Source organism: Psychrobacter sp. Arc29, assembly GCF_041431175.1.
GTDB lineage: Bacteria > Pseudomonadota > Gammaproteobacteria > Pseudomonadales > Moraxellaceae > Psychrobacter.
The window spans coordinates 1-14,207 of sequence record NZ_JASMRR010000010.1 but is presented as its reverse complement, the minus strand read 5'-3'; the positions used below and the strand labels follow the sequence as shown (position 1 = coordinate 14,207).

Annotated in this window: 11 protein-coding genes; 9 read left to right on the top strand and 2 right to left on the bottom strand. The window is 43.4% G+C overall.

Features of this window, described 5'->3' with window-relative positions; translation table 11 throughout:
- The first annotated feature begins 141 nt into the window (after positions 1 to 141).
- From QO189_RS12460 to hisC, 5 genes are all read left to right on the top strand, one after another.
- Positions 142 to 393 (top strand): BolA family protein, encoded by a 252-nt coding sequence (locus tag QO189_RS12460; RefSeq protein WP_371532958.1) that lies wholly within the window; start codon positions 142 to 144, stop codon positions 391 to 393.
- Between the two features lie 111 nt (positions 394 to 504).
- Positions 505 to 1,773, top strand: coding sequence for a UDP-N-acetylglucosamine 1-carboxyvinyltransferase (gene murA / locus QO189_RS12455; protein WP_371532957.1), 1,269 nt, complete (start codon positions 505 to 507; stop codon positions 1,771 to 1,773).
- 96 nt (positions 1,774 to 1,869) lie between these two features.
- Positions 1,870 to 2,562: an ATP phosphoribosyltransferase gene (gene hisG / locus QO189_RS12450; RefSeq protein ID WP_071002912.1), complete on the top strand. Its 693-nt coding sequence runs from the start codon at positions 1,870 to 1,872 to the stop codon at positions 2,560 to 2,562.
- Positions 2,563 to 2,813: 251 nt separating this feature from the next.
- Entirely contained in the window at positions 2,814 to 4,109 is a 1,296-nt protein-coding gene (gene hisD / locus QO189_RS12445) for a histidinol dehydrogenase (RefSeq protein WP_371532956.1), read from the top strand.
- Positions 4,110 to 4,185: 76 nt separating this feature from the next.
- Positions 4,186 to 5,319: a histidinol-phosphate transaminase gene (hisC, locus tag QO189_RS12440; protein ID WP_371532955.1), complete on the top strand. Its 1,134-nt coding sequence runs from the start codon at positions 4,186 to 4,188 to the stop codon at positions 5,317 to 5,319.
- A 114-nt stretch (positions 5,320 to 5,433) separates the two neighbouring features.
- On the opposite strand, the gene QO189_RS12435 is transcribed toward hisC, so the two are convergent.
- Both QO189_RS12435 and QO189_RS12430 read right to left on the bottom strand, forming a co-directional pair.
- Complete coding sequence (locus tag QO189_RS12435; RefSeq protein WP_371532954.1) at positions 5,434 to 7,122, bottom strand: anthranilate synthase component I family protein; 1,689 nt, start codon at positions 7,120 to 7,122, stop codon at positions 5,434 to 5,436.
- A 3-nt stretch (positions 7,123 to 7,125) separates the two neighbouring features.
- Positions 7,126 to 8,361, bottom strand: a complete 1,236-nt coding sequence (locus tag QO189_RS12430) for a beta-ketoacyl-ACP synthase II (RefSeq protein WP_371532953.1) — start codon at positions 8,359 to 8,361, stop codon at positions 7,126 to 7,128.
- A gap of 526 nt (positions 8,362 to 8,887) precedes the next feature.
- On the opposite strand from QO189_RS12430, the gene QO189_RS12425 reads away from it, so the two are divergent.
- From QO189_RS12425 to fusA, 4 genes are all read left to right on the top strand, one after another.
- Complete coding sequence (locus tag QO189_RS12425) at positions 8,888 to 9,976, top strand: EcsC family protein (protein ID WP_371532952.1); 1,089 nt, start codon at positions 8,888 to 8,890, stop codon at positions 9,974 to 9,976.
- Between the two features lie 411 nt (positions 9,977 to 10,387).
- Complete coding sequence (gene rpsL / locus QO189_RS12420; RefSeq protein WP_011281154.1) at positions 10,388 to 10,762, top strand: 30S ribosomal protein S12; 375 nt, start codon at positions 10,388 to 10,390, stop codon at positions 10,760 to 10,762.
- 216 nt (positions 10,763 to 10,978) lie between these two features.
- Positions 10,979 to 11,452, top strand: a complete 474-nt coding sequence (rpsG, locus tag QO189_RS12415) for a 30S ribosomal protein S7 (protein WP_057761735.1) — start codon at positions 10,979 to 10,981, stop codon at positions 11,450 to 11,452.
- A 351-nt stretch (positions 11,453 to 11,803) separates the two neighbouring features.
- Positions 11,804 to 13,930 (top strand): elongation factor G, encoded by a 2,127-nt coding sequence (gene fusA, locus QO189_RS12410; RefSeq protein WP_201599905.1) that lies wholly within the window; start codon positions 11,804 to 11,806, stop codon positions 13,928 to 13,930.
- The last annotated feature ends 277 nt before the right edge of the window (positions 13,931 to 14,207 follow it).

The window sequence follows — 14,207 nt, the reverse complement described above, 5'->3', positions numbered from 1 at the left end:
CTGAGAATGGCTTGATGTTTCATATTGTCTCAGTCCTCAAATACACTTGGGTAAGACAGTACTGTAAGATATGCAAACTCTTGTTATAATGTCATCACTTTAAATCTATACCCTATTCTAAACTTTAAGGCAGACTATTCTATGAGCATGAACGCTGACGATTTGATCGCAATTTTACAGACTCACTTCCCAGACGCTTTTATCCAAGCTGCCAATCAAGGTAATAAGTTTGATGTGCGCGTGGTTGATGCAAGCTTTGAAGGTAAACGAGCCGTTCAACGTCAGCAAGCCATTTATGCGCTAGTCAATGATAAGATTGCGAGTGGCGATATTCATGCCCTCAATATTCAAGCGCTAACGCCTGCTGAATGGGACGCTCAATCAAAAGGCTAATTAAATAGCTTTCTACACGACCAGATAATATGGAATTCGTCATATCAATAGATGAATTCTATCTACCTGGTTTTCATCATTTTTTATACTCATCGCTAGGTTGTCACCCTTATGGATCAATTTTTAATCACTGGTAGTAGTCGTATCGCAGGGGAAGTTACTATTTCAGGCGCCAAAAATGCCGCTTTGCCATTACTTGCCGCTATGATACTGGCCGAGACCCCAACGACATTGCACAATGTACCGTCGCTAAAAGACGTGCGTACATTGATTGAATTGATCGGTGGCATGGGGATTGATATCCAAAAGCAGGGCGATACGGTCACTTGCGATACAAAAAGTATCGATAATTTTTATGCGCCGTACGATTTGGTAAAAACCATGCGCGCATCAATTTTGGTATTAGGTCCGTTATTGGCACGTTTTGGCGAAGCTGAAGTGTCACTACCTGGTGGCTGTGCGATTGGTTCACGTCCTGTTGATCAGCATCTAAAAGCGTTTGAAGCGATGGGTGCGGTAATCAGCGTAGAGAATGGTTACGTGAAAGCGCAAGCGCCTAAAGGCGGTAAGCTGATTGGCTGCCACTTCTCATTTGATATGGTGACAGTTGGTGGTACGGAAAACGTCATCATGGCAGCAGCATTGGCTAAAGGCACGACAGTTTTGGCTAACTGTGCATTAGAGCCAGAAGTAGTCGATTTAGCCAATATGTTAGTTGCGATGGGTGCCAAAATCAGCGGTATCGGTACTTCTACCATGACCATTGAAGGGGTAGAACGTCTACACGGTTGTGAGTATTCAGTGGTACCGGATCGTATTGAGACAGGCTCGTATCTCGCTGGTGCCTTGATGACTCAAGGTGATGTGCTGACCAAAAACACCACGGCATCTTTATTGTATCCAGTACTTGAGAAGTTTGAAGCGATGGGTGCGGTAATTACGACAGGTGATGACTGGATTCGCGCGCAAATGAAAGGGCGTCCAAAGCCAGTAGATATTCGCACTCAGCCACATCCAGGTTTTCCAACGGACATGCAAGCTCAGTTGATGGCGATTTGCTGTCTGGCTGATGGAACGAGCACCATTATCGAAAATATTTTTGAAAACCGCTATATGCATGTGCCTGAGCTTAATCGCTTGGGTGCGTCTATCCAAGTGGATGGTCATACTGCGGTAATCAGAGGCGTCGAGAACTTTACGGCGGCACCTGTTATGGCAACAGATTTACGCGCCTCTATGTCACTCGTAATGGCTGCTGCAACGGCAGAAGGCGAGAGCTTGATTGACCGCATTTATCATATTGACCGTGGTTATGAGCATGTCGAAGAAAAGCTGCGTAGCCTTGGTGTTAATATCCAACGTGTCAATACCAACAATTAGTATTGATAGGTCAACCGTAGTTTATATATGAATTACGTTATACATTAAAACTTCCCTTAAATGGGGAAACTAACTGCACATGGACATGATGTCATTATGACTGAGACAAGCAAACCTGCACCAGCCGACGGTCTACTAAACGAAGTAAACGATGCGTTTTCAGGTCTAACCTTGGCGTTATCAAAAGGCCGTATTTTAGAAGAGACGATGCCACTGCTACGTGCAGCGGGTGTTGATCTTTTAGAAGACCCTGAAGCCTCGCGCAAACTTATTTTTCCAACATCAAACCCAAATGTACGTGTATTAATCTTGCGTGCGAGCGACGTACCGACCTATGTCGAACACGGTGCGGCTGACTTTGGTGTAGCGGGGAAAGATGTTCTGCTTGAGCATGGCGCGAACCACGTGTATGAATTGCTTGATTTAAAAATTGCTCAATGCAAATTGATGACTGCTGGCGTAAAAGATGCACCACTGCCCAATCGTCGTCTGCGTATCGCGACCAAATATGTCAATGTAGCGCGCGCTTATTTTGCGAGCCAAGGTCAGCAAGTTGATGTTATCAAGCTTTATGGTTCAATGGAGCTTGCGCCATTGGTCGGCTTGGGCGATTTGATTGTCGATGTGGTTGATACGGGTAATACTCTACGCGCGAATGGGCTTGAAGCGCGCGATCATATTTGTGATGTGTCATCACGTCTTATCGTCAATCAAGTCAGCTATAAGCGCAAATTTGCGTTACTAGAACCCATTTTAGACAGCTTTAAAAACAGTATTGCCAATGCCTAGTAAACCGGTGTCAATCATTGGTAATATAAAGCATGATGATGCGAATTTTTAAACCAGTTTAGCAGGCTATGAGTGATATAGCGTGCTAAACTGGTTTTATTGTCTTAGCTTACGAAAAAATAAAATCACCGTAAAATTTAGACAAGAAGACAGCGACTAAGTCGCCATATTTGTGAATAATAAGCATACTTCAGCTATATTCACGCCGTTTATTTTCAGCAGTATTTTATGCTCAGATATAGGATTAGGTCATGCGCCAGTTAAGTACCCAAGATGCCGATTTTGATAATCAATTGACACAACTGCTTGCCTTTGAAACCGTCAATGATGCTGAATTATTACATACCGTTGACGATATAATCGCACAAGTACGTGCGGATGGCGATAGCGTCGTATTGACATTGACTCAGCAATTCGATCAGCATCCAGCGACAACGATGCAAGAGTTAGAGCTGTCTAAAGAAGCACTTGCCGATGCATTTGCCAATCTGGATCAGAATGTAAAGACGGCGTTGACCACAGCAGCTACTCGGGTACAGACCTTTCATGAGCGCCAAGTACAAGAAACGTGGCAATATGAAGATGAGCTAGGCAATCGCTTAGGTCAAAAAGTCACACCACTTGATCGCGTTGGCATTTATGTGCCGGGTGGCTTGGCATCTTATCCATCATCAGTACTGATGAATGCTATTCCTGCCAAAGTGGCTGGCGTCGCTGAAGTAATCATGGTCGTACCAGCGCCAAAAGGGGTGCTCAATCCTTTGGTATTAGCAGCAGCACATTTGGCTCAAGTTGACCGTGTCTTTACCATTGGCGGCGCGCAGGCGGTAGCAGCTTTAGCCTATGGCACTGAGACTATTCCAGCCGTGGACAAAATCACAGGGCCGGGTAATAAGTATGTCGCGGCAGCCAAACGCGCAGTATTTGGACAAGTCGGCATTGATATGATTGCAGGCCCCTCAGAAGTGTTGGTATATGCAGAGGGTGAAGCGCAAGATCGAGCTGATTGGCTCGCGATGGATTTGTTGTCGCAAGCAGAGCACGACCGTATCGCTCAAGCTATCTTTGTGACGACCAGTGAAGAGCAGCTAAAAGAAGTTGCGTTAGAGATAGAAAGAGCACTCGCTGAGCTACCAAAAGCAGATATCGCACGCGATTCGCTACAAAACCGTGGTGCACTGATACTGGTAAAAGATCGTAGCGAAGGTATGGCGCTTATCAATCGTATTGCTCCTGAGCATTTGGAGTTGTCCGTTGATAATCCTGACGCACTATTAAATGATATTCGTCATGCGGGTGCTATCTTTATGGGTCGCCACACGCCTGAGGCCATTGGGGATTACTGTGCAGGTCCAAACCATGTGCTACCAACATCCGGTACTGCGCGCTTTTCTTCACCGTTAGGTGTTTATGACTTTCAGAAGAAATCATCAATTATTTATTGCAGTGAATCCGGTAGCAAGCCATTGGCTGAGACGGCGGATATTTTAGCGCAACGTGAGGACCTAGAGGCCCATGCGCGCTCAGCCCGTTATCGTTATCAGTAAAATATTTTGAGCGTCTTCGGTGTTACTTTTGATAGATATTTTTAATAGTCTGTATGGCTAATTAGTAGGATAATTTATGAGTGAGTCAAAGATAGATACCAGACTTTGGTCATCTAAAGCACGCAATTTGTCACCTTATGTGCCGGGTGAACAGCCACAGCACGACAATTTATGCAAACTGAACACCAATGAAAACCCATTTCCGCCCTCACCAAAAGTAGGGGAGGCAATCGCTAAGGTACTCACTCAGCAAGCGCAAGAGCTGCGTTTATATCCGGCACCTGAATCCAACGACCTACGTGCTGCACTGGCACAAGCATATGACCTTGATGTCAGCCAAGTGTTTGTCGGTAATGGCTCAGATGAAGTATTGGCGCTTATATTTGCCAGTTTTTTCCTAAAAGAGCGTCCGCTTTTATCCCCCGATATTGGCTACAGCTTTTATCCTGTCTACGCGCAGACTTTTGGTGTGCATCTCGTCAAGATTCCGCTAGAAGACGATTTTAGTATCGATCCTGATGCTTATCGCCAGCCTTGTAGCGGTATCATTATTGCCAATCCGAATGCGCCAACAGGTTTGCTCTTATCACTTGCTGATATCCGTAAGCTAGCAAGCGAGCATTCTAATGCCGTGATTGTAATTGACGAGGCATACATTGATTTTGCTCAGACTGATGCAGACAGTACAGACGCGCAAGTCTCAGCGGTCAGCTTGATCAATGAATGTGACAACGTTATCGTGACGCAGACCTTTTCAAAATCACGGTCACTTGCTGGTTTACGTGTTGGGATGGCCTTTGGTAGTGCTTCGTTGATTGAAGCATTGACGCGTATGAAAAATAGCTTTAATAGCTACCCACTGGATAAGTTAGCGCAAGCTGGTGCAACGGCAAGTGTGCTAGATGTGGATTATTTTGAGCAAACTCGTCAACAGGTCATCGATTTGCGTACGTCATTGACCTCAGAGTTGACGGCGCTAGGCTATAAAGTATTGCCCTCGCATGCCAACTTTATCTTTGCGCGTCCAAAAGATGGTAATGCAAGTGCTGTGGCGAGTATATTGCGCGATCAAGGGATTATCGTTCGCCATTTTGATAAGCCGCGTATTAATGAGTATTTGCGTATTACTGTTGGTACCTCAGATCAGCATGAGCGTTTGATTAATGCGCTAAAAGAGCTGCATACAGAGACTAGCATGACGGCTGATTAATGGTTTACCTGCTTGTGTAGTAGATGCTATCGATAAGTACTAAAAAAGCCTGCTAACGCAATGTTAAGCAGGCTTTTCTTTTTAGAGGCCAGCGCAAAATAGTATTTCAGTCGTTTATACTTTTTTCGCCAACACTGCCAGTAGATTACCTACCTTATCTAAGCACTCTTGATATTCAGCATTACAATCAGACGCGACCGTAATACCGCCACCCGCCCATAGATTGATCTGTCTTTCCTTGACGAATTCATCATGTGATAACGCATTCGCTTGTAGCGTGCGAATCAACACATTCCATTGACCACTGCCATCAAAGTTCATATAACCCATAGTGCCACAATAAGCACCGCGCGGTGTGGATTCGAGTTCGGCAATGATTTCGACGGCTCGTTTTTTTGGTGTGCCAGTGATAGAGCCAGCAGGCAAACTACCAAACAGTACAGCCAATGGGTGAGTATCAGATTTTAGCTCAGCAGTAATAGTGCTGACCATATGATGAACGTTACTAAAGCTTTCAATCGCAAACAGTTGCGGTACTTTTACGCTACCGATTTTGGCATATTTACCCAAATCATTGCGTAGTAAATCCACAATCATGACATTTTCGGCACGGTCTTTTTCGCTATCGACCAGTTGTTGCTTATACGATTCATCTTGCTTATCAGTGGAGCCACGAGGCATAGTGCCTTTGATTGGCTTGGTCAGGATATGGTGTTTATTAGTAGCATTATCTTTGGTAAAAGTAAAAAACAGCTCAGGGGAGCAGCTTAATAACTCAAAACTGTGGTTAAGGGCATCAACGTGCTCAACGCTCGCGCCATTAACACTCAAATAGCCTGCGAAAGGTGCTTGCGTATTGTGATTCAGTGAAGGGAGATAGTCGATAAGTGCTGAAGTTGGTTGAGTCGCATCGTTTTTATATGGCAGATAGCCAGACCACTTTTGCGTCAGGTTAATTTGATAGCAATCGCCTTGCTGTAGATAGTCTTGGGTACGATCAAATGCTTGCTGATAATCACGCTTGCTCCATCGTGCCGTTAGGACGATAGGTCTAGTATGTGATGTGCTCTTAGATTGTGCTTGATTAAGATATTTGTTAGATAGCTTTTTATCCAGTTCATCTAGGTAGGATGTCAGATCAGTTACCAACTCATTTTTTGCCTTATTGCCGACAGCTTCATCAGAGCTACTATTGGTTTGAATGCTTTTTAGCTCCCAACCGGTATCAGTATCTGCAGCAGGTGTTAGATAGATATCGTAATGCCCTAACGAGGCACAAGGTTGATTCGCCAATTTGATTCTGTCTGCAGGACTTAACTCATAAGCAGCGATATCGTAACCGATAAAACCAACTAGACCATGATGATAATTGGGTTTTGTGCTTTTCGAATCTATGTTGTTTGAGCTATTACTATCGGTATCATAAGCTTTGCTGTAAGCAATAAGCTCATTTTGCCATTCTAGATAACTCATATAGGCTGTCGTGATAGGTTTGCTATGAGTAGAGCAGTTATCACGGCAGTTTTTAACCACTCTATAATTATTGACTGAATCTTTAGAAGGTTTTTGATCAGTAGCATAAACCGACCAGCTGACTTTAGGCAGTAAGCCAATCACTGGTCGTCCATCATTATTTAACCAAGCCAATTGCCAATTTGCTGCATCATCTTGATTGAGTAAATGGCGTCTTAGCTGTGGCATTAATTCAGCAGCTGACACATCACCAAAACGCCAGCTAGATTTACTAGCTGGCGATGGGTCAGAATCTGTCTGCTCAGTTATCATTTGATTTGGTGCGACCATGGTTTAAGCGTCGAATTTTTTGATGATTAACGTGGCATTAGTACCACCAAAGCCAAAGCTATTGCTCATCAAAGTTTCAAGATTGGATTCGCGCATTTGGGTGACGATATCGAAACCTTCAGCTGCAGGATCTAGGTTGTCAACGTTGATGCTTGGGGCAATAAAGCCATCTTGTAGCATAAGTAAGCAGTAAATCAGCTCTTGCGCACCAACAGCGCCTAAGCTATGACCTGTCATTGATTTGGTTGAGCTGATAGCCGGTACTTTGCTGACATCGTTATCAAAAACTTTGGCAATCGCTTTGAGTTCTGTGATATCACCCAATGGTGTGCTGGTACCATGGCTATTGATATAATCAACGCTTTCTAGGCCAGCTTCAGCTAAGGCCTGTTGCATACAGCGTACAGCGCCTTCACCACTTGGCGCAACCATCTCAGCACCATCAGAGGTAGCACCATAACCCACGATTTCAGCCAAGATATTGGCGCCACGTGCTTGTGCGTGCTCTAAGCTTTCAACCACAACCATTGCGCCACCAGCAGCAATCACAAAACCATCGCGATCTTTGTCATAAGCTCTTGAAGCGAGTGTTGGCGTGTCGTTATATTGAGTACTCACTGCACCCATCGCATCAAACATACAAGACTGTGTCCAATGCTCAGCTTCACTACCACCAGCCAATATCACATCGGCTTTCCCCAGTTGGATAAGCTCAGCGGCATGACCGATACAATGAGTCGAGGTCGCGCAAGCAGAGGCAAGCGAGTAGGAGACACCTTGGATTTTTAGACCAGTGGCTAGGGCTGCTGATACTGAGCTGCCCATGGTTTTAGGTACAGCCATCGCACCGACACCGCGTAGACCTTTTTCACGCATAGCATCTACAGCGTTCACGATGTTTTCTGTTGACGCACCGCCCGAGCTTGCGACGACGCCCACGCGTGGATTGTTATTGATGGTGTCAAGTGACAGTCCTGAATGCTCAATGGCGTTTAGTGCACTGACATAAGCGTACAGACTGGCATCACTAAAAAAGCGTTTGAGCTTACGATCGATACCACTAGTATCCAGTTCTGATTGATTAATACTACCGCTCACGTGTGATTTAAACTCGTGCTCAGCATAAGAATCATTAAACGTAATACCAGACTTTCCTTCTTTAAGAGCAGTAGTGACCGTGGCTAAATCATGTCCGATACAAGAGACAATCCCTGCTCCAGTGATAACGACGCGACGCATATTCTATTCCTTGTAAGTAACGATTTGCCGCTATTGACAGGCAATAATCGTTGTAAATCTATATATGAGGTTTAACGATGAATGAATTTGAGCATTATAGTGAAAAAATAGTCTATGTAGATAACGATAGCATGAATTAAGGTAACTACAGCCTATTAAAGACGATATCAATTCAGTGTACAATTATGCTCTAACTTACGGCACATGATAACGTATCAAGCGTTGAAAATCTTTGGACAAGTGTAAAATAATGGCGAAATAGCCTCTATCGCTACAAGGTAATGAGAAAGTAAGTGGCTATGAAGCTCTTTTGTTCAAGCAATCGCTTGTCTATTTATGAAAGACAATGTGGGTAACCTAAAGGCTATGGTTAAGTCGGACAAAAATTAAGTTATACTTTTAGATACAAAATTTGTGACAGTGATAACATTGTTCGCACTGACAAAGACTATAGCGATTGACTAAAATAATTGCTTAAGATTACTAATACTAGAATAAAACCAATCATCATACTAAGGACATCACGATGGCAAAGCGTAGTACTCTTTCAAAAAGTATCAATACTATTGGCTCTTTCACACGTAATAACCTAGAGCGCGTAGGCTCCATGATTGATAGCATGAACGCCAAAACAGGCAAGCCGCGTCAATATAAAGCGGTAGATCTAGGCGATGAGGACTATCAACAAGACTTATTTCGTGAGCAAACCTTAAAGGCTACGCAGCAATTATTGGGTCCACGTTTTGCTACTTATGGTAAATATGCCAAAAAAGTCGTGCCAAATAGCTTTTTTCAATCCACCGTTGATAGCGCGTTTGCTCAAGTTGCAAAACTTGCATCAAACTGGAGTCAATTAGACTTACCGAACGAGCATCGCTTTGCCAATATTGCTACTTTAGATGATGAAGAGCGTTATGCACTTGCAACCGATATTGCTAACCAAAACCGTGCACTTGCAGCAATGGGTGGCCTGACAGGTCTAGCAGGTCTACCAGGTCTACTGGCTGATACTTTATGGTTATTATTGGTATCTCTACGTACTGTCTACCAAATTGCAGCTATATACAATAAGCCGCTAACGGGTAAACAAGGTGTGAAAATGGCATACGAATTGCTCTCGAATGCAGACCTAAGCAAAATGCAAGAAAAACAAGCATTGCTAGCAGGTATGGGTATCGGTAAAGGTTTGCTTGATAATGCTCAGAGCCGTGGGTTGCATAGTGAGCTCAAGAACTTAGGTCTAAAAAATCAAAACGTAAACTACTATGCTGAGCAAATAGACAGTATTGCTAGCCAAGTAGGAATTGATTTGGACAAAATCAACCTATTATGGGTTCGCCGTTTCATTCCCGTTACAGCAGTAGCCATCGGCGTACATTACAACAGTCAGTTGATTGATGAAGTGATTGGCGTTGCTCAAGCGACTTTCGCGCCAGAGGCAAAACTTGCCAATCGTGCCATTACTGATGACAGTAGTAGCGAGGCTGAAGTAAAAAAATCCAGCAATAACGATGCGCAGAAAGACACAGAAAAGACAGAAGAAAATAGCGATACAGAAGACACCAGCAGCAAAAAAGACTTAGACAAGCAAACGTCTGATAAAAAAGCCAAGTAATAGACATACTACTTATTCGCTTGGCTACGTATATTAATAAGCACAATGGTATTTATCTTGGTCTGATTGAGTAGAGTGACTTGAAATCAGGATAAATACCACCACTTAGTTACTATCAAGCAGCATTTCTATTCGAATATCTTTTCTTAATGGTGCTTGAGCTTGCCTTGTTTACTTTATTTATGACGCTATTTTTCGGCGAAAAAACGATAAAGTGATATAATGTGAGGCTGAATGCATATCTATCAAATGTTGTAAAGCGAAACCATTCATAAGTGGTTGAAATAGCAGCAACAACTCTTTATAATACACTGTCCTAAAAATGGGTGCCCAGAAATCTGCAATTATTGCCAGATAGATGGTGCATTGGCCCATTTTTTTGTTTTATACCAAACGGGAGAAGGATGCCTTATGGCAACAACTAACCAATTGATTCGTAAAGGTCGCAAAACCATCAAGGAAAAGTCAAAAGTTCCTGCGTTGGAAGCGTGCCCACAGCGTCGCGGTGTATGTACTCGTGTATATACTACCACGCCAAAAAAACCTAACTCTGCCATGCGTAAAGTATGTCGTGTACGTTTGACTTCAGGCTATGAAGTATCAAGCTACATCGGCGGTGAAGGTCATAACCTACAAGAGCACAGTGTTGTTCTAATCCGTGGTGGTCGTGTAAAAGATTTACCAGGTGTACGTTATCACACTGTTCGCGGTGCATTAGATTGCGCAGGCGTTAAAGACCGTAAGCAAGGTCGCTCTAAGTACGGTGCTAAGAAGCCTAAAGTTTAATAACTAAACGTTATTAACAAAGCTTTTTGCACTACCCAATAACTGTGCATGGGTTCGGTGTCAGTAGTAATATCACTTTTATATAAATATATCTGTGATTTGCTCTTAAAACATACCACCATGCAGTAAGGCTAACTGATAACTCACTGCTATATCCTAATGATAAGTAGTCGATGTTGTGAATGTTAGACACTCCTGAAGATAAGGAAATTTATTATGCCAAGACGTCGCGTCGTTGCTGCCCGTGAGATCCTACCGGATCCTAAATTTGGTAGCCAAACTGTTGCAAAATTCATCAACCATGTAATGAGTGATGGTAAAAAATCTACTGCTGAGCGTATCGTTTACGGTGCACTTGAGACAGTAAGTGAGAAGCGTAAAGTTGAAGATCCAGTATCTTTCTTCGAAGAAGTGCTTGAAAACGTACGCCCAATGGTAGAAGTAAAAGCTCGCCGCGTTGGCGGTGCAACCTATCAAGTACCAATGGAAGTACGCCCCTCCCGTCGTACTGCCTTGGCTATGCGTTGGTTAGCTGAAGCTGCTGCTAAGCGTTCTGAAAAATCAATGGCTTTGCGTTTAGCTGGCGAATTGAATGATGCTGCTGATGGCAAAGGCGCTGCTATGAAAAAGCGTGACGAAGTTCACCGCATGGCAGATGCTAACAAAGCATTCTCTCATTACCGTTTCTAAGCTACTTTTTAACAGTAGCTTGAGATTAGTGGCTCATACTCATTAATCTTACATTGTTGTTTATTCTATTGATTGCCGCCATCATCATTCGGTCATATATAAATGTTATTTATTAATGACTGGGGTGGCGGACATCTATCCAGATGTTTCTCTTAACAAGTATGACTTTCATCCTTTCATTAGAGAACATCCCAAATTTGATGCCACACTATTCTTAGTATTTGCTCTTTTTTTGTCCGTATTAGGCTCAATAATCAGTAAGTAATATTACGAAGCTGAACGCTTTGTCATAGAGTATGAGGTAGAGACACAATACATTATTATATACACGACTTTTCCTAGGAAAACACTATGGCTCGTAAAACTCCCCTAAAACGCTATCGCAATATTGGTATTTCAGCGCACATCGATGCTGGTAAAACGACCACTACTGAGCGTGTTTTATTCTATACCGGTGTTAGCCACAAAATTGGCGAAGTACATGATGGCGCAGCCACTATGGACTGGATGGAGCAAGAACAAGAGCGTGGTATTACTATTACCTCAGCAGCAACAACTTGTTTTTGGTCAGGTATGGCTAAACAGTTTGACGAACACCGTATTAACATCATCGATACCCCAGGTCACGTTGACTTCACGATCGAAGTTGAACGTTCTATGCGTGTACTTGATGGCGCTTGCATGGTTTACTGTGCAGTAGGCGGCGTTCAGCCACAGTCTGAGACCGTATGGCGTCAGGCGAACAAATACAAAGTACCACGTCTTGCATTTGTAAATAAAATGGACCGTGTTGGTGCTGATTTCTATCGTGTTATCGAACAGATCAAAACCCGTCTTGGCGGCAAGCCAGTACCATTGGTTATTCCAATTGGGAAAGAAGATGACTTCGAAGGCGTTGTTGATCTAGTGACCATGAAAGCTATCTATTGGGACGAAGCGTCTCAAGGTATGCAGTATGATGAGCGTGATATCCCAACTGAACTACAAGACAAAGCAGCAGAATACCGCGAATATCTTGTAGAAAGCGCTGCTGAAGCCAACGAAGAGTTGATGAACGAATATCTAGAAAACGGTGAATTGACTGTAGACCAGATACACAGTGCTATTCGTCAGTTGACTATCGATAATGAAATCATCCCACTTCTTTGTGGTACTGCCTTTAAAAACAAAGGTGTACAAAAGATGCTAGATGCGGTTATCCAGTATCTACCAGCACCAATCGACGTACCTGCTATTAAAGGTATTCTTGATGACAAAGACGAAAGCGAAGGCAGCCGTGAAGCATCAGATGAAGCACCTTTCTCAGCACTAGCGTTCAAAATCATGAACGACAAGTTCGTTGGTAACCTAACCTTCGTACGTGTTTATTCTGGTGTCATGAAGCAGGGTAGCAGCGTTTATAACCCAGTTAAAATGAAGCGTGAGCGTGTTGGCCGTATCGTACAGATGATGGCAAACTCTCAAGAAGAGCTTGCAGAAATTCGTACTGGTGATATCGCAGCTTTAGTTGGCATGAAAGATGTTACTACTGGTGATACACTATGTGACGAAGACAACGTGATCACTCTTGAGCGTATGGAGTTCCCAGATCCAGTTATCTCTCTAGCAGTTGAGCCAAAGACTAAAGCTGACCAAGAAAAAATGTCGATCGCTCTTGGCCGTTTGGCAAAAGAAGATCCATCGTTCCGTGTACACACTGACGAAGAATCTGGTCAGACAATCATCAGTGGTATGGGTGAGCTACATCTAGAGATTCTTGTTGATCGTATGAAGCGTGAATTCAACGTTGAAGCAAACATCGGTGCGCCGCAGGTTGCTTATCGTGAGACGATTCGTAACACGGTTGAACAAGAAGGCAAATTTGTACGTCAGACTGGTGGTCGTGGTAAGTTTGGTCACGTTTGGCTACGTCTTGAGCCACTTGATCCAGCTGGCGACACTGAATACGAATTCGCTGAAGAAGTTGTTGGTGGTACGGTACCAAAAGAATTCCACGGTGCTGTTGATAAAGGTATCCAAGAGCGCATGAAAAACGGCGTACTTGCTGGCTACCCAGTCGTTGGCGTAAAAGCCACCTTGTATGATGGTTCTTACCATGACGTCGATTCTGATGAATTGTCGTTCAAAATGGCAGGTTCTATGGCCTTCAGAAAAGGTTTCTTAGCCGCTGACCCAGCACTACTTGAGCCAGTAATGAAAGTAGAAGTTGAAACACCTGAAGACTACATGGGCGATATCATGGGCGATCTTAACCGTCGTCGTGGTTTGGTACAGGGTATGGAAGATCTACCTGGCGGTACTAAACAGATTCGTGCTGAAGTACCATTAGCGGAAATGTTTGGTTATGCCACTCAAATGCGCTCTATGTCACAAGGCCGTGCAACTTACTCAATGGAATTCCAAAAGTACGCTGAAATTCCAAAATCAGTTGCTGCTGAAATCATCTCTAAGTTCAACTCTAAAGATGATGACGAGTAAATAAAACTTACTGAAGGTGACAATATAGAGTATCTCTGTGTATTGTCACTAAAGAATAGGCCAATAACTTGTTAAAAGACTTGTTATTGGTCGCAATTTTCTTATAATATCTGCACATTAGTATGTGCGACCTTTTAACAATTATCTTAAGGTGACCAAGATTGTCTTAATTGTCATATTTATATGAATTAAGCCTTGGAACCAAAAAAAAGAGGAAATACCCATGGCAAAGGCCAAGTTTGAACGTAGCAAGCCACACGTCAACGTCGGTACAATC